Below are 19,622 nucleotides of genomic sequence, written 5' to 3'. Positions count from 1 at the left end.
GCGGTTGCTGAGCACAAGGACATCAACGACGCCGCGCAGACGGTGACGGTCGAGGATGAGCCGACCGTCCCGGCGACTCCCAAGGCACGACCGAAGCTGACCACGCAGACCTCGAACACGGTCGCGGCACCTGGCGTTCGTCTCTACGACACCGTCAAGATCAGCGGGTTCGTGGCGGGTCACGGTGCCAAGGGAAGCGCAACGCTCTACGGCCCGTTCGCGAGCCGTGCGGCGATGTCCTGCGCGCCGGCCAAGGCGGTCAAGACGGTCGGCTTCGCTCCGCGCAACGGCGTGATCCGCACCCCGAAGGTCCGGATCACCAAGACGGGGTTCTACACCTGGGTGGCGCGTACGACGTCCGACAGCCGCAACCACGCGGCCTCGCACGCCTGTGGCCTGAAGTCCGAGACGTCGCTGGTGCGCAAGCCCGGCTACAGGTCGCCGCGAGTCGACACGGGCTACAGCTCGCCGGGCAGCCACGCGGCGCGGACCCGGGCCACCACGGTCTCGATCCCGAGCATCGGCGTGAACGCCTCGGTCTCCACCGTGACGGCGCCGAACAACGTGATGCGGATCCCGAGCAACGTGGCCGAGCTGGGCCAGCTGAACAAGTCGGCTGGCATCGGTGATCTGATCGGCGCCACGGTGATCGCCGGGCACGTCTCGGACCGGCACGACCGCCCGGGTGCCTTCTCGCGGCTCAGCAAGGTCAAGAAGGGCCAGATCGTCACCGTCAAGAGCGGCGGCAAGACGGTTCGCTACCGGGTCACGGCAGTGGAGAAGTTCTCCCGGGACGGCAAGATGCCCAAGCGGCTCTTCCGCACCACGGGAGGCCACGGCCTCACGCTGATCAGCTGCACCGGCAGGATCTCGACCCCCGGTGGTGGCTTCCACTACAGCCAGAACGTGGCCGTCAGTGCGAAGCGGTTGAGCTGATCTAGGTTCTTTCCCCCAGAAAGAACGCGGTCCCCCGGGGAGTCCCCACACTCGCCCCGGGGGACCGCCTTTCTTGTCTCACCTGTGCTGGTGCTTGTGGTGGGAGCCCGCGACGGTCAGCCGACGGAGCCGGAGGCATCGCGGAGGACCTGGCTCGATCGCTTGTCGGCTGAGCCGGCGCGCAACAGAGCAAGCATCAGGGTGCAGAGCTCGGTCGCGAACGCATCCAGGTCTCTCCACACTCCCGCCACCCGGTCGCGTTCCCATGAGGCGAGAGCTGAGACGACGAAGCGTGCCGCCAAAGCAGCACGGGCAGGACGGTCCCCGACGGGCAGGTGGTCGAGCTCATTCGCGATGTCCGTCAATAGTTGCTTCAAGCCGTCCAAGCCCGGGATCGTCGGATATGCCGGATCATCCGCCACCAGCGGTTGCGGGGACGCGACGAAGTCGCTCCGGATCCCCGCCAGCCATTGTTCGTTGAACCGGGCCCAGTACGACGGCGATCTCTCCGCAACCTCGCTTACAAACGGTCGCACATAGGCCTCGACCAGAGCGGCGAGCCGGTCAGGGGCATCGGCAGCGGCCGCGTAGAGCTCCCTTCCCAGGGCATCGCCGGTCGTCCTGCGCGACCACAACTCGATCAACAGCGCGTGCCAAGACCCGAAGTAGTAGTTGACCGCACCGTTGTTGCGTTGCCCGGCGGCACGAATGACCTCGCGCACCGAGACCCCAGCCAAACCCTGCTCGGCGATCAGGCGTTCCGCGGTGTCAAGGAGGTCGGTCCGGGTGCTTCGGGCAGGCATGGACGCAAGAGTACGGCAGTGCTACGGTCCAGATTAGGTCAAGTGACCTAATCTTTGGAACGAGCCCAGGAGAACACGATGAAGACCCGACTCCTCCCGGTTGCCGCCGTCCTCGGCAGCGTCGCGTTGCTGAGTCTCAGCGCTTGCACACCAGGCGACGGGAGCGACGAGCCGACGAGGGCCGCGACCTCAGCGACAGCGGAGTCCGGCACGGTGAAGCCGGGGACGCTGCTCACGAAGAAGGCCCTCAACGCCACCGCGAGCCTGCCCAGCGCCGCAGAGGACTGGCGGATCACCTACGAGTCCGAGAACGCAGCCGGCGAACACATCGTGGTCTCCGGTGCGGTCGCCATCCCGAAGGGCGAGGCTCCGCAGGGTGGTTGGCCCGTGCTGAGCTGGGGCCATGGCACCACGGGGTACGCCGACGTCTGCGCGCCGTCAGCCCAAGGCGACGACGGGCTTGCGGCCGACGACTACCTCGACGTGATGCGAACCTTCGTCGATCACTGGGTCGCCAGGGGTTACGCGGTCGCGCGGACCGACTACGAAGGGCTCGGCACCCCTGGTGGGCACCCCTACATGAACGCGCTCAGTGCCGCGAACACCATCACCGATATCGTCCGCGCGGCCGCCCAGGTCAACGAATCGGTAGGCACTACCTGGGTGGCGATGGGCCACAGCCAGGGCGGCCAGGCAGCTGTCGCGGCAGCGCAGTACGGGCCCGGACGAGCCCCTGAACTCGACCTACGCGGCGCGGCGTCGGTGGCACCTGGCGGCGTCGGACTTTCGCAGACGCCGGCCTGGGCGCGCAGTGCGCCTCCTGGTTCGGAAGCGATCCAGCCCTACATCCCGCTCATCGTCCTCGGTGCCCAAGCGGGAGACCCGAGCGTCGACGCCGACGCCATCATGTCGAAGAAGGCAACGGACCTGGTCGGCTTCACCCGCGCAGGATGCCCCTGGGGGCAGGTGCCCGCACCTGATGCGATTCCGATGAACGAGCTGTTCGCCACCGACGCCGACCTTGCGTCCCTCGAGCAGTACCTCGACGCTCAGGATCCGACCAATCTCAAGCCGCAGGTTCCCGTGTTGCTCCAGGCCGGCAAGGCCGACGTCGAGGTGGAGCTCGCCGGCGTGCAGGGCATGCGGGCGACCTACTGCGCGGCCGGCGCAGTCGTGACCTACCGCGACTACGAGGGTCTGGACCACGTCCCGATGCTCGTGGACAGCGGTCCGCGTGAGGAGGCGTTCGCCTGGCTCGACCGGGTGGTGCATGGAAAGGAGATCGAGAACGACTGCGTCTGACCTCGGCGGCAAGTGCGGCGGCCACGCTAGGACGGGTTGACCAGCAGGCTGAAGGTCACCGCTGCGCTGCCGACCGAGTTGGCCGTTGCGCTCAGCCCGCCCTGCGGGCCGGAGGAGACCGGTCCGCCGCTGTCGGCCAGGACCGCCGAGATGTGACCGCTCGGGGAGCCGGATCCGGTGGAGCGCTGGGTGAGGCCGCCCGGCAGCGTCCATCCGGTCGTCGTGCCGCTCTTGTCGGTCCAGTGGCTCACCAGCCACTGCTCACCGTCCGGGGCGGTCACCGCCGGGGTCACGTGCGCCGCGGTGTCGCTGGTCTGCAACAGGATCGCCGTGTCGCTCAGGGGCGTCGTCGCATCGACGCCGCGGTAGGCCGCCACCGTCACCGCATCCTTGGCGTAGCCGCTCGAGACCACCGTCACCGCACTGCCGGCGTCCCCGGGGGTGGCGAGCCGCGTGTAGAGGCGCCCGACGATCCCGCCGCCGGCCACCGCCTCGGCCTGGCTCCAGCCTGCTGGCACCGAGTAGGTCGGCGTCGTGCTGTTGGCGGTGAAGAACAGCACGAGCAGATCACCGGCCTGCACCGACCCCGGGATCGTGACCGTGTGGTTCTGGCGGTTCCCGGTCGTGGTCGCCGCTGCCACGAACGTCACGGGGTTGGCGGTCTCCGAGGGGTTGGCGACCCGCGTCGTCGTATCGGTGAGGCCGTCGTTGTCGGTCACGGTCAGGGTCACCGTGCGCGAGCCGCCGGATGCGTAGGCGTGGTTGGTGGTCGGGCTCGGCCCGGTGGCGGTCTGGCCGTCGCCGAAGCTCCAGGCGTAGTTGGTGATCGTGCCGTCGGAGTCGTCGGACGCCGAAGCGTTGTACGAGCAGACGAGCAGGGTGCAGCCCACGGTGAAGGAGGCCGACGGCGGCTCGGGCGGCGGGGGCGTGATCGTGGAGCCCTGGTAGAGGAACATCGCCCGCGACGACCAGCCGGTGCCGGCGTTGGACAGCACGCTGGCGGTGCCGGAGACCGCGCCGGTGCCGTTCCAGTTGGCGACGTTGAGGGTTCCGGTGCTGGTCGCGAAGTAGAGCCGGCCGTTGGCGACGAAGGCGCCGCGCATCGTGGAGTAGTTGACGCCGGTGACGGACCCGGCCGCGAACCGCTGCTGGCCGACGATGTCCGACTCCGGCTCGAAGGCCCGGCGGTACAGGGAGCTCTCGCCGTTGCGGGTGAAGTAGATCTGGCCGCGGTCGTAGAACATCGTGCTGATGTCGGGGACGTCGCTGTCGTGCCAGGCGTCCATCCGCGACAGCGCATCGCCTGCGGCGACTGCGGTCTCGGGGCCGTAGGTCGTCCCGTCGAAGGTGCGGCGGGTGAGGTTGCCGTTGGCGTAGCCGGTGTAGAGGACGCCGTTGATCATGAAGGCGCCCACCGAGGTGCCCCAGCCGGAGCCGTTGGGCGCGTTGGCCGACGACGTCACCTGGCTGCCGTCGAACCCGCGCCGGAGCAGCTGCGAGCCGCCGCTGGCCACCCGGAAGACGTCGCCGGGCAGGGCGAGGGGCACCTGCGGCGGCAGCTCCTTGCCGCTGGCCAACGGCAGGAACGCGACCTTGCGGTGGGTCTCGCCCGCGAAGGTGTCGGTGTCGGAGCCGACGAAGAGTCCCTGGTCGGTGGCGATCATGTCCCGGACGCCGGCACCCAGGGTGCGGGTCGGGTTCCAGGTCCAGGGCAGTCCGTTGAGGGTGTTGAGTGCGGCGATGCCGGGGCGGGAGACCGCGCCGTCGCCGGCCGAGTTGCCGGTGGTGGGATTGTTCTGCCAGCGCTGGTGGCCGCCGGCATAGACGACGTCCTGGGTGACCTCGACCGTCCAGGTGGTGTCGCCGCCGGTGTACGCCGACCAGGTCGGCCGGACGTTGCTGCCGCTGGCGTTCGTCTCGTAGCGGAAGACGCCGTCGCATCCGCTGGTGCCGTTCATGCTGGCGGTGTAGCCGCCGTAGCCGCCCGCGGTCGCGACCACGAAGAAGGTGCCGTCGGGGGAGTACTCCACGTCGGACATGTAGGTGTGGAAGACCGGGTTGCAGCCTGACTCGAACTGGGCCGTCGCGTAGTTCGCCAGCGCGTAGCCGGGGCCGGAGATGTCGAGGACCGCGAACTGATGGCGGTTGCTGCCGTTGACCGTGGCGAAGTTGCCGATCGCGACCAGCTGGGTGTTCGCCGGGTTGCTGGCGATCTGCAGCACGCTGGTGGTGGTGTCGGGCTGGTGCGAGCCGGCGAGCACCCCGGTGAAGTAGGTGTCGCGGGCCCCGGTGGTGGCGTTGAGGGTGGCCAGCGCACGCTGCGGTTGGCCCTGGACGTGGGTGAACTTGCCCGCGATCCAGAGCCGGCCACCGGTCACCGAGATGTCGCGGACCTCCCCGTCCAGGGAGCCCGCCTGGAACTGGGTGATCCGCGCGCCGGTGGTGATGTCGGCCTTGTAGAGACGGCTCACCGACGTCGTCGTCCCGTTGGAGGTGACGCTGGTGAAGTTGCCGCCGATGTAGACCGACTGGCCGTCGGGTGCGGGGAGCACCTTGCTGACCTGGGCGTTGGGGTTCGGGGCGAAGGTCGTGCTCACCTGGCCGGTGGTGGCGTTGAAGGCGAAGAGGTTGCGGCGCGGGATGTCGGTCGAGCTGCCCGCGTTGCGCACCCTCGTGAAGTTGCCGCCGACCACGATCAGGTTGCCGACCTTGGTCATCGTCTGGACGTCGCCGTCCATGATGTGCGGGGTGAAGGCCGAGGGATCGTCGCTGACGATCCGACCTGGATGCGGGGCCGCATCGCCGGTGTCCGCGCCCTCCGCTGGACCCACCGCTGCGAGCGCGGCGACGAGCAGCGCCGTCATCAGGAACATCATCCATCGGCGCAGCACAGCGCACCCCAACTCCCCGGGCTCGGGACGAGCCCCTCCGTTCCAGTGTGCCCAGGGGATGCCGCGGATGAATGACCAATATTGGACAAGCAGGCGGGGCGACGGCCTCAGTCGACGATGCCCTGCGCGGCATCGGCCAGGGCGACGGCGGTCGCGGCCGCGCGGTAGAGCGCCTCGCGGGTGTCAGAGGTGTCGGGGGACGTGCTGTCGGCGAGGGCCAGCACCAGGCTGTGCATCCGGTCCTCGGTCACCGCAAGGGATGCGCGAGCATCGGTGGCGTGCGGAAGCGCCGCCAGGGCGTCGCGCGCCGCGAGCCAGTCCGCCCAGGCGTCGGCAGCGCCGCCGCGCAACCTCACCTGCCGTTGCTCGTCGAGCCGGCGCGCAGCGCGGCGGTCGTGGACCGCCAGCCCGGCGGTGGGCAGCAACAGCGCCCCGACGGCGGCCTGCGCCGCCAGTGGATCGATGACGGCGCCGAGGACGAGCAGGACCGGCACCAGCGCCGTCAGGAGGCGGGACCGTCGGACCAGCTCGCGACGGCGCTCAGACAGCGCGGCGTAGCGACGCTCGGAGACCAGCGGGTGCGGGAGCCGGACCACTGGCGTGCCCGACCGCCGGTAGCGCGCCATCGCGGCCACCTCCGGTGCCACGTCGAGATCGCCGGACGCCGCACGCAGTTCGGCGGCGTCGCGCGACCAGGCGGCCAGCCGCCTTCGGTGCGTGCTGGCAAGGGATCCTGCGGAGGCCGCGCCCATGCGTCGAGTCTAGAAGGTCACCGAAGACGCTGGACCCGCTCGCGGTGATCCTCGTGGTTCGCCCCCGAGATCGAGCTGCTCCGGGTGCCGTGCACCTCATCGACCTTCTGGTCGTTGCCGGTCACCGGGCGCGACTCGACGATGGTCTCCCGCTCGAAGTCGTGCGACTTGTCGGTGTTGCGGTAGTAGCGGTAAAGGCCCCAGTAGACGCCCGCCGCGCCTGCAGGGCCCAGCAACAGCAGGAAGATCGGCAGGTCGCCCGAGTCCGAGGAGGTCTGCGCCAGCACGACGGCGGCCTCCAGCATGAGCGCGCTCACGACGCCGCCAGCAGCGCGATCGCCACCGCTTCGAGCACGGTGCCGGTGGCCAGGGCTGCCGCCGCCAGCCGCCAGTGCGAGACCGGCACGCTGCCCATCGTCTCGCCGTTGCGGCCGTTGACCGCGATGTAGTGCACCATCGCCTCGTCGCCGTCGCGGTGGTAGTACGAGTAGAGCCAGACCGGGAGATACATCGACACCCAGCGGGTGCCGTGCACGTCGAGCCGCTCGGCCTCCCAGCGCACGCCGCGGTCGTAGCGGCTCACCGATCCCTGCACCTCGGAGCGGGCGATGGAGAGCAGTTGGTGCTCCAGCGCCGGCATCATCGCTGCGACGTCCTGGTCACGGCGCTCGGAGGTGTAGCCGACCAGATAGTTGGCGTTCCACTGCACCGCGTTCTTCGTGTCGAACGGGAGGATCGTGTTGATCACGTTGTTGGTGTTGGCGAACGCGGACATGTTGGCCCGCTCGCTCGACGACTCCAGGGTCAGGTCGTCGACGGTGAAGTCGACATGGCGACCGATCTGGTAGACGTCGGCGTCGTAGACGGTGACCTTGTTGTCGCCGCTGCCCCGGGTGTAGCGCCGGGTCTCCACCTCACCGTGGCCGTGGACGTCCGCGCTGACGTTGCCGTCCACGGTCATGTAGGGCAGGTAGACGCCGACCACGTTGCCGGGCGTGAACTCCTTGACGAACGTGCGATGCGCGAAGGCACGACGCTTGCCCGCGAACGCTCGGATGTGCTCGACCGCCTGGTCCCGGGTGATGCTGAACGGCAGCACCGCATCCGGTACCGCGCCGTTGGGCACCTGGGTGTTGACCGCCAGCACATGCCGGCACCAGTGGCAGCGCGACGACGTCGCCTCGGCGGTGTTCACCACCACCTCGGCCCCACAGCCCGAGCACTTCAGGGTGAGCACTCCGGCATCGGCGGTGATGTCGGCAGCTCCGGAGGCGATCGTCGTCCCGGACAGGTCGCTCAACGCGCCGCCGTCCCCGCTGATCAGCGGGTCGATCTGCTCCTCGGCCCACTCGTGGCGGCAGAAGAGGCAGATCAGCATGCCGGTGGAGACCCGCAGCTGGATCTCCGTCGACCCGCACTTCGCGCAGCGGTTGACGCCGTCGATCAGGCCGTCGTTGGCGGTCTCGATCACGGTTGGCTCGGTCGGCTCCGCCTGCCCAGCGGGCTGGTCCGGCTCGGCAGCGGGCATGACGTCGTCCGGTGCCGTCGGGGTGTCACTCATCGCCGGCTCGCCGGGTCAGAGACCCAGTGCCTTCGCCTTGGCCGCGTCGTAGTCCTCCTGGGTGATCAGGCCGGCGTCGAGCATCTGCTTCGCCTTGGTCAGCATCGCCATCGGGTCCTCGGCGGCGGGAGCGGCAGGGGCAGCCGGGGCAGCGGCGGCCGGAGCGGCCGGGGCGCCCGTCGACTGTGCGCCCACGCCGGGCACCGGCTGCTGGAGGCCACCGAGGCCGATCGAGCCGGCCGCCATGCCCATCCCCATCATCCCGCCGGGGCCGGCGTTCGCGCCCGCGGACTCCATGCCGGCCGCGACCGAGGCCTGCAGGTTGGAGTTGCCGCGGGCTCCGGAGAGCGCGTCGGCGCGCTGCACGTTGCGCAGCAGCTCGCGGGTGGCCTCGTCGTACTCGATCGCGATGATCGCGGTGGAGACGATCTCCAGACCGCGACCGGACGCCCACTGGTAGTTCTGCTCGACGGCGGCCGACAGGCTCTGCGCGAAGCCCACCGAGTCCTGCTGGATCTTGGTGATCCGGTTCCCCTTGGCGGGGTCGTTGGTGTACATCGAGAAGGCGGGCGCCAACGAGCCGACGACCTCGTTGAAGAGCTGGGAGGCGGCGTCGTTGTCGACGTCGGTGAAGTCGAAGACGCGGCCGGGCTCCAGGTAGGCCGCGGGCACGAACGCCTTGATGAAGAGGATCGGGTCGCTGATGCTCAGCGTGTAGGTGCCGCGCGTGACGGCGCCGACCTGGGCGTTCATGTAGGCGTCGTCCCAGTAGATCTCGGACTGGGTTCCGAAGCGGTTGTTGGGCAGCTCCTTGAGCGTCACGAAGTAGGCGCGCTGCTGACTGCTCGGGCGGCCGCCGAACTTGAACCGCTCCCACGAGGTGGTGATCAGCGGGCTGACGATGCCGTTGCCGGCGAAGATCGACTGCGAGTCCTGGGCCTCGGAGTTCCACTCATAGGCGCCGGCCTCCGCCGCGAACCCGGTGATCGCGCCGTCCTGCATCAGGATCAGGCCGTAGCCCTCCGGCACGATGATCTTGCTGCCGTTGCTGATCACGCCGTCGGAGGCCTTGGTGTTCGAGCCGCGGTCGTTGTTGGTGCCGCGGGGGACCGCGGAGAAGAGTGCCGCCGTCGGGGCCAGGCCGTTCGGGACCGTGTAGAAGTCCTTCCACTGGTCGGCCAGGGTGCCGCCGAGCGCACCGATCGCTGCCTGAATGAGTCCCATGGTTCGTCCTCCGCGTAGCGCCTGATCGAATCGGCGCCAGCCTAGCCGCGCAACCGAGCCGTGTACGGCGAAGTCGCCGAGACGACCGATGCCGCGCCGGCGAAGCGGGACGGCTCCGGCGGCGCGGCGTGCGACCTCGCCCGGATCAGGGCAGCGCGCGCTTGAGGATCTTGCCGGTCGCGGTCATCGGCAGCTCGGGCAGGAACTCGACGATGCGGGGGTACTTGTAGGCGGCCATCTGCTCCCGCGCCCAGGAGACGAGGTCGTCGGCGCTGAGCTGGTGGCCGGGGTGCAGCACCACCCACGCCTTCACCTCTTCGCCGTGGGTGTCGTGGGGCGCGCCGGTGACCGCGACCAGCGAGATCGCCGGGTGGGTCATCAGCACCTCCTCGATCTCGCGGGGGTAGACGTTGTAGCCGCCGCGGATGATCAGGTCCTTGGCGCGGTCGACGATGTAGTAGTAGCCGTCGGCGTCGCGGCGGGCCAGGTCTCCGGAGCGGAACCAGCCGTCGGCACCCAGCACCTCGGCGGTTGCCTCGGGGCGGCCGAGGTAGCCCTTCATCACGTTGTGGCCGCGGATCGCGAGCTCGCCGACCTGGTCGGCGTCGGCGATGTCGGTGCCGTCGGCGGCGATCAGCTTCAGGTCCACGCCCCAGACCGGGCGCCCGATGGAGCCGGGGCGCGGCGGCGCGGAGGGGTCGTTGAAGGCAGCCAGCGGCGAGGTCTCGGAGAGGCCGTAGCCCTCCCGGATCTCGACGCCGAACTTGTCCTGGACGCTCCGGATGATCTCCACCGGCAGCGACGCGCCGCCGGAGATCGCGAGGCGCAGCTCGACGGGTGCCTGCTCGCCGTCGGCGATCAGCCCGGTGAGCGCCCAGTACATGGTCGGCACGCCGGCGAAGACGGTGATCCGCTCCTCGCGCATGGTGTCCAGGGCGGCGCGGGCATCGAAGCGCGGCATGAAGACGAGGGTGGCCGCGGAGGCGATGCCGGCGTTCATCTGGACGCTCTGGCCGAAGGAGTGGAAGAGCGGGAGTGCGATCAGGTGCCGGTCCTCGCCCTCGGGGGTCATCGCGAACATCCGGGTGCCGGTGATCGCGTTCATGGTCATGTTGGCGTGGGTCAGCTCGGCGCCCTTGGGCGAGCCGGTGGTGCCGCTCGTGTAGAGGATGACGGCGGTGTCGGTGGCCTCGGTCGGCGCCGCCGGGTACTCACCCGGGAACCGGGCACAGGCGTCCTGGATCGAGTCCACGCCCGCGCGGCTGGGTGCGTCGCCGGTCTCGGTGAGGGCGAAGACGGTGCGGCATGAGTCGACCCGGTCGAAGCCCGCATAGCCCTCGGCGGCGATGCTGGGCATGGTCGGACCGTCGTAGCACAGGTAGGCGACGGCGCCGGAGTCCTCCAGGTGGTAGGCGACCTCGCGGGCCTTGAGCATGATGTTGAGCGGGACGACGACGGCACCGTTCTTCACGATGCCGTAGTAGGCCGCGACGAACTCGGGCAGGTTGGCACAGCTCAGCGCGACGCGGTCGCCACGCTGGACGCCGGCGTCGGCGAGCAGGTGGGCTATCCGGCTGGCGTAGCGCTCCAGGTCGCGGTAGGTGTAGCGCCGACCGTCGTGCACCAGTGCGTCACGGTGCGGGTAGGCGCGGGCGCTGGACTCCAGCAGGCTGGCGAGGTTCAACATGGTGCTGCCTTTCGGTCGGGACGGTTCGTGTCGTGGGTAGGGGCCAGCGCCGGAGCACCCGATCGGGCGCACCGTGCGGTGGCGAGGGGTCAGGGGCGGTGCGTGCTGAGGGCCGTCATCGCGGCCGCGTCGGCAGGCAGGAGGCCGGCGATCATGGCGGTGAGGTCGTGGCCCATCAGCAGGCGCTTCACCGGAACCTCCAGCCGCTTGCCGTTCGGGGTGCGGGGGAGTCGCTCGACGACGATGATCTCGTCGGGGAGGTGGCGCGCGGAGAGCTGCCGCCGGATCCTGGCACGCAGCTCGTCGAGATCCGCGGCAGCGACGGTGTGGCCGGTGGCGGGAGCGATGAACAGGGGCAGCCAGTAGCGGCCACCGTCCTGCTCGACCCCGACGAGCAGGGAGTCCTCGATCCAGTCGATCTGGTCCAGGACGCCATAGGCGTCGGCGCTGCCGAGGCGGATCCCGTTGCGGTTGATGGTGGCGTCCGAGCGCCCGTGCACGGTGACGCTGTAGTCGGGGTGCAGGGTGATCCAGTCGCCGTGGCACCACACGCCGGGGAACCGGTCGAAGTAGGCCGCGTGGTAGGTGGTGCCGTCGGGATCGCCGAGGAACCGGATCGGCATCGATGGCATCGGGCGGGTGACCACGAGCTCGCCCACCCCCGACGTCGGATCGCCCGCGTCGTCCCAGGCCTCAAGGGCGACCCCGAGCAACGGCCCCTGCAGGTCGCCGGGCCGGGGCTCGTCGAGCAGCGGCACGCCGCCGGCGAACGCGCTGCAGACGTCGGTGCCGCCCGACGCGGAGCGCAGGCGGACCTCGGGAAGCTCGCGAGCGACCCAGCCGGCGGCGGCCGGCGACAGCGGAGCCCCGGTGCTGCCGACCTCGACGACCGCGGACAGGTCGTGCCCGGCGAGGTCGATCTGGTCGCGGTCGCAGAGCGCCAGGTAGCCGGCGCTGGTCCCGAGGTGGGTGATGGACTCGGCAGCGGCCAGGCGCCACAGGGCGTCCTTGGCCGGGTAGGTCGGGCTGCCCTCGAGCAGCACGGCGGTGGCGCCGAGCAGCAGGGCGCCGACCTGGGCGTTCCACATCATCCAGCTGGTGGTGGTGTACCAGTGGAAGCGGTCGCCGCTGTCGATCTCCAGATGCAGGCCGAGCCACTTCAGGTGCTCCAGCACGATGCCGCCGTGGGAGTGCAGCATCGCCTTCGGGGTGCCGGTGGTGCCGGAGGAGTAGACCGCCCACAGGGGCGCGTCGAACGGCGTCTCGGCGACCACCAGCGGATGCGTCTGGTCCAGCACGGAGCGCAGGTCGACCCGGCCCGGGACCGGGCCTCCGCCGCGGGCCAGCGTCAGATGGTGGGCCAGGCCGGGCAACCGGCTCGCCAGCTCGGCGCTGGGTGCCACGAGATCGATCACCTTGCCGCCGTGACGGTGGGCGTCGGCGCTGATCAGCACCGTGGGGGAGGTGACCGCGAACCGGTTGGCGGCGGCCTCGGGCGCCAGGTCCGGCGCACACGTGGTCCAGGTCGCGCCCACGGCGGCGGTGCCCAGGAAGCAGACCACCGTCTCGGCGATGTTGGGCAGGTAGCCGGCCACCACATCGCCCGGTCCGATCCCGTTGTCCCGCAGCCAGGCCGCGAAGGCAGCGGTCTGCGCGAGCAGCGAACGCCAGCTCAGCTCGACCCGGCCACCCGCCTCGTCGAGGGCGACCACCGCAGGCCCTGCGGCATCGCGGTGACGCCGCACCTGGTCGACATAGTTGAGCCGGCCCTCGCCGAACCAGTGCGCGCCCGGCATGGCGTCGTCGACCAGCACCGCATCCGGCGCCGCCAGCGGCGACAACGGCACCTCGAAGTAGTCGACGATCGAGCGCCAGAACGCCCCGGTCTCGGTGACCGACCAACGGTGCAGCGCGGCGTAGTCGGGGCACGCGACGCGTCCCGACTCGGCAAGCCACGCTCGGTAGCGGTCCATGGCGCCGACGGGCGCGGGCAGGGTGGACATGGTGGGCCTCTCCTGGGCAGGGGGATGCTCCGGAGGTGGCGATGAGGGAGGCCACCTCCGGAAGGGGGATCAGCAGATCTGGCCGAGACTCAGCTCGCCGGAGAGGTCCGGGTCGTCGAGCACCCACACCAGCGCCAGCAGAGCGCTCGTGTAGCTGTACTGGGCGAAGCCCATCACCTCGCCCTTCGCGGCGGTGGTGAAGACGAACCGGCGCTCCTCGCCCAGCGGGGCCATCGCCTTGCCGGCAACGACATTGCGGAAGTGGACCTCGATGTAGGGCTTGTTGCTGTCGGCCAGCGCCCACTTGGTCGGCTCGCCGGTGAAGGTGAGCCCGGCCGGGTTGATCAGGAAGCCGTCGAGGTCGTCGGCGTTCTCGTGGATCCACTCGATGATGTCGCCCTCGTGGTTGGAGACGAGGTGCACCGTCTCCACCCCGATCGACTCCCCGAACGACTGCACGAAGCCCTGAAGGTCGCCGATCGAGGCGCCGCCGTAGATGCTGCGGTCACGGCGATGCATGTTGGACATGTTGGGTCCGTCGATGACGCCGATCCGATAGCGCGTCTCCCCGGTCCGGATGGAGGACCAGCGGGTCGGGTCGTAGCCAGCAGAGCAGTCGCTCACGGGTTTCTCCTCATGGTTCGTGCCGAGCCGGATGCTCGGCGCAAGCGGTGGGTGCGGGGATCGGGACGCTCAGTGGATCTGAGCGTCGATCTCGCCGATGCCGTCGACGGCGAGATGCACCCGGTCCCCGGGCACAAGGTAGCCATGGCGATCAGGGTCGTGCAGGATCCCGAGCTCCAGCAGGCATCCGGTGCTCACCGTGCCACTGCCGACGACGTCGCCGGGATGGATCGCGGTGTTGCGCGAGGCCTCGGCCAGCATCTCGGCGAACGACCAGTGCACGGTGCCCAGGCTGCCCGAGGAGACCAGCTCCCCGTTGACCGACGCCGTCATCGCGAGGTCCGGCCGGGTGGTGCGGTCCGGGTCGACCTCGTCGGGCGTGACCAGGAAGCCGCTGACCGAGGTCGCGAAGTCCTTGCTCTTGAACGGCCCCATGGTGAGTGGGATCTCGCCGCGCTGCAGGTCCCGGGCACTCCAGTCGCCGAGCACCAGGTAGCCGGCGATGTGGTCCACCGCCTGCTCGGGCGTCAGGTCGCGGCCGGTGCGACCGACCACGACGGCGACCTCGAGCTCGAAGTCGAGTGCCAGCACACCGGGCGGTCGCTGCACCGACTGCTCCGGGCCCTGGAACGAGGCGGGATTGGAGAAGTAGAAGACCGGTGACTCGTACCAGCGCTCGGGCACCGGCACCCCCATCGCCTTCGCGGAGTTCAGCAGGTGCTCCTCGAACGACATGAAGTCGCGGAACGAGGGCGGGCGGGGGATGGGTGGCAGCAGGGTGACGTCGCCCAGGGCCACCACCTCGGCCGGCTGCTCCAGCGCCTGGGCGCCGGCCGAGGCGAGCTCATCGGACTCGAGGAGGGCCAGCAGAGAGGCGCCGCGGGGCAGGGCGCTGATCGAGCCGTCGCCGATCAGGACGCCGACGCGCTGCTCGGAGTCGTCCTGCTGCAGGAACGTGCACCACTTCATCTGGATCTCCTTCGACCGGTCCGGTCAGTACTGGGTCATCTCGTCGAGAGCAGGCTTGACGTGGGTCATGAACAGCTCGAGCTGGCGGATCACGTCCTCGGCGGGCTGCTGGGCGAAGTGCGAGGGCATCACCACGTACTCGGCGGGCAGGCGCTTCCACTGCTCGACGAATTGGTCACGGACCTGCTCGATGGAGCCGCCGATCCACATGCCGCTGTTCAGCACCGAGTCGACCGGGTCCTCGGCCATCTTCATCGGCGTGGTGCCGACGTAGAGGTCCTTGTAGATGTCCAGGTCGTACTTCACGACGTTCTCGCGCGCCTCGGCCTCGGTCTCGGCCAGCTGCAGCCAGCGGCACAGGGCCTGGTTCTGGCCGAGCTTGAAGTCGAGGCCGGCACGCGCCGCGGCGTCGACGTAGGCCTGACCGAACTTGGCCGCGGTGTCGATCTTCGAGAAGTAGGAGGGGATGAAGCCGCGGGGTCCGCAGAACTCCACGGTCTCCAGGCTGGCGTTGCTGGCGACGAAGACCGGCGGGTGCGGGTCGCTGTAGGGGCTGGGCGTCACGCTGACCCGGCGGATCCGGTTGTTCTCGTCCATCTCGCCCGGCGCGCCCAGCTCACGGGTGGCGAGCATGCCCCACTCGATGCCCTCCTCGTAGGGCACCGGAACCTGCCAGCGGCCCTCCTTGCGCTCCACGCTGTCCTGGGTCCAGCAGTCCACCACCAGGTTGACGTTCTCCTCGAACAGGCTGCGGTTGATCGCGTCGTCGGCGAACTGCGCCTTGCGCTCCTCATCGGTCATCGCGGCCAGCTGCTCGGCGGTGTGCCCGGTCGGCGACTTGGTCGCCTTGCTGCCGTAGTTCTGGCCGATCACGTCGGTCCAGCGCTGCTGGAAGCCGCGGGAGAAGCCGGCGAAGGTGCGGCCCTGGGTGATGTGGTCGATGACGGCGATGTCCTCGGCGACCCGGAACGGGTTGTGCGTGGTGATCGTGTAGCCCAGCTGGCCGACGCGCATGTTCTTGGTGAAGCTGGACCAGTAGACGTTCATCAGGCCCGGGTTGGGGCCGATCTCGTATCCCTCGGAGTGGAAGTGGTGCTCGATGCCCGAGACGCCCCACAGGCCGAGCTCGTCGGCGGCCTTGATCAGGCCCGGCATGTCGCGGATCGCCTGCTGGTACAGGTCGGCGTCACGGCCGATCGGAGCCTTGGTGATCCGCTCCTCACGGGTCGCCGGGATCACCGGGTAGAGCTGGAGGATGACCTTGACCATGTCACGTCCCTTTCACTGTGGGCGTCCGACGTTCGGCGCCCGGTGGTGATGAATCTAGGAATTCGAGACCCTCGATTCTTTGGGTGCGACCCCAGGGAACGGACGGGGAATCTGTCGTGCTCACAAAGCGATCGGGCGGTGCGCGATCACATCGCGGTCCACCCGCCGTCCACCACCAGCTCGGCGCCGGTGATGTAGGAGGCCTCGTCCGAGGCCAGGAAGACGATGGCGCGGGCGACCTCCTCGACCTCGCCCTGGCGGCGCAGCGGGATGCCGCGGACGGCGGCCTCGCGCGCCTCGCTCCCGCGGGTGGTGATCGCGCTGCGCATCGGCGGCAGCACGCCCGGGTAGACGGAGTTGACCCGGATCCCCTCGGGTCCGTGCCGCACGGCGCCGGCCTTGGAGAGCATCCGCACCGCGCCCTTCGACGCGCTGTAGCCGAGGTGTACGTAGTCCTGGCCGATCAGCCCCGAGACCGAGGCCACGTTGACCACCGAGCCGCCGCGCCCGGTGCGCCGCATCGCCGCCATCGCATGGTGCATGCCGAGGAAGGTCCCCGCCGCGTTGGTGTCCATCAGGACATGCCAGTGCGCCGAGTCGTACGGGTCGATGGCGGTGCCTCCGCTGAGCCCGGCGTTGTTGACCAGGATGTCCAAGCCGGCGCCGGTCGACTCGACCTCGGCGACGGCGGCGATCCAGTCCGCTTCCTGGACGACGTCGAGGTGCAGGGCGGTGGCCACGACGCCCAGGTCACGGACCTCCTCGGTCGCCTGGGCGGCCAGCTTCTCATCGATGTCGGCCAGGAAGACATGACCGGCGCCCTCGTGGGCGGCGAGGCGGGCCGTGGCCGCACCGATCCCGCCACCGGCACCGGTGATCAGGATCGACTTTCCGAGCAGGCGCATGCTGGTCCTTCCATCGAGCGGATCGGGTGGGACGGCTCAGACGATGCCCAGTTGGGCGAGCCGCCGGTAGAACGTGGAGCGGGACATCTCCAGCTGTGCTGCCGCTGCCGCCTTGTTGCCGGCATGGGTCGCCAGCACCGCGGCGATCGCGTCCCGCTCGATGCGCTCGAGCGGGGTCAGCTGCCGGGTGGTGGCGCGGGCATGGGCGGGCCGGGGGAGGTGCTGCGGCAGGATCGGCGTGGCACCGGCGAGGGACCGCGCCTTGCGCAGCAGGCGCTCCAGCTGTCCCAGGTTGCCCGGATACGGACGATCCCGGAGGCACTGGACGGCCTCGGCGGAGATCTCCCGCTCCAGCTCCTCGACCGGCACCGCGAGCAGCTCGGCGATCACGGCGTCCAGCTCGGTCCCGAGCTCCACCAGAGCCGGAACGCGTTGCCTGGTCTCGAAGTAGGGGACGAGCCACAGCGGCATCTCGTCGACCCCGGCCTCGGTGCGGAAGGTCGCGGCCAGAGTGCGCGCACTGCGTTGGATCGCGGCGAAGAGCCGGGCGAACTCGACCTCGCGCTCCGCGCCCACCTCCTCCAGGTGGGTGAGCAGGAAGCAGTCCGCCGACCCGAGGTCGGGCGAGCCCGCATCGAGCAGCTCCACCGCGCGACCGGCCAGCACATCGCTGCCGAGTGCTTGCGCGGCCGCGGCGACCAGGGTCGCCTTCCCGCTCCCGATCGGTCCTTGGACCAGCAGCGACGGCGAGGTTCGCAGCTGGCCGGTGATCTCGGTGCGCAGCTGGGTGAACGGGCCGGCCGGCGGCGGCTGGGTGGTCTCGCTGCCGTCGCCGGCGCCGGGAGCGGACTCCTCGGCGCTGATCACCTTGCTGGCCTGCGCCAGTCCGCCGATCAGCTCGTCGCCGGAGTGGACCAGACGCAGCGAGAGCCGCACCCCGGCGATGGTCGGGGTCAGCAGCCGGGTGTCGCGCTGGGCGTCCGCAGCACGCAGCACGGCCGCCCACAGCTCCTGATGGCTGGGCATGCCGGCGGACTGCGCCGCCTCGGCGTTCGTCACGCACAGCCGGGCGTTGACGGCGAAGACCGGGCGGCGCGGACCACGGCGCTCGAGGCGCAGGAAGACGTCCAGCAGCTCGCGGTCCGCGCGGGCGTAGCCGGAGACCAGGGCGGCACCGATCTCCTTGGCCGCCTGGTTGACCAGGGTGCTCAGCAGGCCGATCGGGATGGAGAGGTCGCAGCCCACCGCCACCGCGCCCTGCAGCACGCCGGAGCCCGGATGCACGATCGGCGCGCCGGCCCCGGCGACGTTGGAGAGGTGTTCGTGGAAGTGCTCGGGGCCCCATACCGACATCGGCCGGCGCTCCTCGAGCACGGTCGCCAGCACCGTGGTGCCGACGTTGCCCTCGTCGATCACGGTGCCGACCGCGCAGAGCTCCTGGACCCGGCTCTGCGACGGCATGTCGGTCGCCCACTGGCCGACGATCTGGCCGTTGCGATCGACGACCTGGATCCACACGTGCGCGTCGGCGAGGTCGCGGACCAGGGCATCGACCACCGGCGACGCGGCACGGAGCAGCGCGCTGTCGGGATTCACCCCGGTGCCGGGCTGCAGGTTGATCGGGCCGCTCGGGGAGACCCCGGCCATCATCGATCGGTACCAGGAGCGCCTGATCTCCGGGCGCACCCACCCCGGTGCCTCGTCGCCGTGCAGGAAGGCCTCGCGGGCCGAGCGCAGCCGCAGGGCCTGGTCGCGGTTCATCTCCTCCAGCGGGTCCGCGGCGGCGACCCCACGGGTGGTCACCGCCGCGTCGTCGTCCGGGCTCACTGCTGCCAACGCATGAGCCGGCGCTCGATCGCGGACATGAAGCCATCCAACAGCAGACCGAAGACCATGACCACCACGAGCACGGCGAAGACGGCACCGGGCTGGAAGCTCTGCGAGTCCATCGCGATCTTGCGGCCCCAGCCGGACTCGGCCGCCAGCATCTCGGCGAAGACCGCACCCAGCAGGGCGAAGACGGCGCCCAGGCGCAGACCCGAGAAGATCGCGGGGATCGAGCCGGGCAGGATGATCTTGAGGAACATGTCCCGCTCCGAAGAGCCGATCGCACGGCCCATCATCACGAAGTCGGGATCGATGGTGCGGATGCCGGACTCGGTGGCGACCATCACCAGGAAGAAGACGATGCTGGCGATCAGGTAGACCTTGGAGCTCATCCCGATCCCGAACCAGAGGATGAACATCGGGGCCAGGGCCACGCGGGGCATCGCGTTGAACGCGGTGAAGAACGGGGCCACCACCGCGCGGAAGAAGCCGTAGCGCCCCAGCAGCAGGCCCAGCGGGACGCCGATCACCACGCCGAGCCCGAAGCCCAGCAGCGTCTCGGTGATCGTGGTCCGGCTGTCCAGCAGGATGTCGGGGCCGGTCAGGTACAGGCGCAGCTGCTCCCAGATCAGCGAGGGCTTGGAGTAGAAGACCACATTGGCCCACCCCTTGTTGACGGCGAGCTCCCACAGTCCGAGGAGCGCGGCCAGCAGGGCCGCCTGGATCGCCAGGATCGCGATGCGTCGTCCGGAGACCCAGCGGGGGAGGCGGCGGGCGGGCCGCTTGTGCGCGGGCAGCTCGGCGACGTCGGGGCTCACCGCGGTGGCCTGGTGTTCTTGCACGGAAGTCGTCATGTCTCTAGGACCCCT

At 70.0% G+C, this 19,622-nt stretch carries 16 protein-coding genes; 2 read left to right on the top strand and 14 right to left on the bottom strand.

The window, feature by feature from the left end; translation table 11 throughout:
• On the top strand, positions 1 to 936 hold a 936-nt coding region (locus ABD151_RS04150; RefSeq protein WP_343991635.1), incomplete at its 5' end, for a sortase domain-containing protein.
• 116 nt (positions 937 to 1,052) lie between these two features.
• Here ABD151_RS04150 and ABD151_RS04145 read toward each other — a convergent pair.
• Positions 1,053 to 1,739 carry a TetR/AcrR family transcriptional regulator gene (locus ABD151_RS04145; RefSeq protein WP_343991633.1) on the bottom strand — a complete coding sequence of 229 codons (687 nt, stop codon included), beginning with the start codon at positions 1,737 to 1,739 and terminating at the stop codon, positions 1,053 to 1,055.
• Between the two features lie 78 nt (positions 1,740 to 1,817).
• On the opposite strand from ABD151_RS04145, the gene ABD151_RS04140 reads away from it, so the two are divergent.
• The gene (locus tag ABD151_RS04140) at positions 1,818 to 3,041 is read left to right on the top strand and encodes a lipase family protein (RefSeq protein ID WP_343991631.1); all 1,224 of its coding nucleotides are present in this window, start codon (positions 1,818 to 1,820) and stop codon (positions 3,039 to 3,041) included.
• Positions 3,042 to 3,067: 26 nt separating this feature from the next.
• Here ABD151_RS04140 and ABD151_RS04135 read toward each other — a convergent pair whose 3' ends face one another.
• From ABD151_RS04135 to ABD151_RS04075, 13 genes are all read right to left on the bottom strand, one after another.
• On the bottom strand, positions 3,068 to 5,905 hold the full coding sequence (locus ABD151_RS04135) for a PKD domain-containing protein (RefSeq protein WP_343991629.1): 2,838 nt from the start codon (positions 5,903 to 5,905) through the stop codon (positions 3,068 to 3,070).
• A 134-nt stretch (positions 5,906 to 6,039) separates the two neighbouring features.
• A complete protein-coding gene (locus ABD151_RS04130) occupies positions 6,040 to 6,684 on the bottom strand; it encodes a hypothetical protein (RefSeq protein WP_343991627.1) in 645 nt (214 codons plus the stop codon).
• A 17-nt stretch (positions 6,685 to 6,701) separates the two neighbouring features.
• Positions 6,702 to 7,001: a hypothetical protein gene (locus ABD151_RS04125; protein ID WP_343991625.1), complete on the bottom strand. Its 300-nt coding sequence runs from the start codon at positions 6,999 to 7,001 to the stop codon at positions 6,702 to 6,704.
• Complete coding sequence (locus ABD151_RS04120) at positions 6,998 to 8,245, bottom strand: hypothetical protein (protein WP_343991623.1); 1,248 nt, start codon at positions 8,243 to 8,245, stop codon at positions 6,998 to 7,000. Before ABD151_RS04120 ends, ABD151_RS04125 begins: the two co-directional genes overlap by 4 nt.
• A 15-nt stretch (positions 8,246 to 8,260) precedes the next feature.
• Positions 8,261 to 9,469 carry an SHOCT domain-containing protein gene (locus ABD151_RS04115; RefSeq protein ID WP_343991622.1) on the bottom strand — a complete coding sequence of 403 codons (1,209 nt, stop codon included), beginning with the start codon at positions 9,467 to 9,469 and terminating at the stop codon, positions 8,261 to 8,263.
• A 145-nt stretch (positions 9,470 to 9,614) separates the two neighbouring features.
• Positions 9,615 to 11,156, bottom strand: a complete 1,542-nt coding sequence (locus tag ABD151_RS04110; protein WP_343991621.1) for a long-chain-fatty-acid--CoA ligase — start codon at positions 11,154 to 11,156, stop codon at positions 9,615 to 9,617.
• Between the two features lie 89 nt (positions 11,157 to 11,245).
• Entirely contained in the window at positions 11,246 to 13,159 is a 1,914-nt protein-coding gene (locus ABD151_RS04105) for an acetoacetate--CoA ligase (protein ID WP_343991620.1), read from the bottom strand.
• Between the two features lie 69 nt (positions 13,160 to 13,228).
• Positions 13,229 to 13,783 carry a type II 3-dehydroquinate dehydratase gene (locus tag ABD151_RS04100; RefSeq protein WP_343991618.1) on the bottom strand — a complete coding sequence of 185 codons (555 nt, stop codon included), beginning with the start codon at positions 13,781 to 13,783 and terminating at the stop codon, positions 13,229 to 13,231.
• A 69-nt stretch (positions 13,784 to 13,852) separates the two neighbouring features.
• Complete coding sequence (locus ABD151_RS04095) at positions 13,853 to 14,752, bottom strand: fumarylacetoacetate hydrolase family protein (RefSeq protein WP_343991616.1); 900 nt, start codon at positions 14,750 to 14,752, stop codon at positions 13,853 to 13,855.
• A gap of 24 nt (positions 14,753 to 14,776) precedes the next feature.
• A complete protein-coding gene (locus tag ABD151_RS04090; protein WP_343991614.1) occupies positions 14,777 to 16,021 on the bottom strand; it encodes an LLM class flavin-dependent oxidoreductase in 1,245 nt (414 codons plus the stop codon).
• Between the two features lie 146 nt (positions 16,022 to 16,167).
• Positions 16,168 to 16,926, bottom strand: coding sequence for an SDR family NAD(P)-dependent oxidoreductase (locus ABD151_RS04085; protein WP_343991612.1), 759 nt, complete (start codon positions 16,924 to 16,926; stop codon positions 16,168 to 16,170).
• 36 nt (positions 16,927 to 16,962) lie between these two features.
• Positions 16,963 to 18,753, bottom strand: a complete 1,791-nt coding sequence (locus ABD151_RS04080) for a helix-turn-helix domain-containing protein (RefSeq protein WP_343991649.1) — start codon at positions 18,751 to 18,753, stop codon at positions 16,963 to 16,965.
• Positions 18,750 to 19,607 (bottom strand): ABC transporter permease, encoded by an 858-nt coding sequence (locus tag ABD151_RS04075; protein WP_343991610.1) that lies wholly within the window; start codon positions 19,605 to 19,607, stop codon positions 18,750 to 18,752. The genes ABD151_RS04080 and ABD151_RS04075 overlap by 4 nt, the downstream gene beginning before the upstream one ends.
• Positions 19,608 to 19,622: the final 15 nt, after the last annotated feature.

The sequence above is a fragment of the Nocardioides dubius genome, assembly GCF_039528155.1.
Taxonomy (GTDB): domain Bacteria; phylum Actinomycetota; class Actinomycetes; order Propionibacteriales; family Nocardioidaceae; genus Nocardioides; species Nocardioides dubius.
Note: the sequence above shows the minus strand (reverse complement) of the source record. Positions and strands in the feature narration are given on the sequence as shown.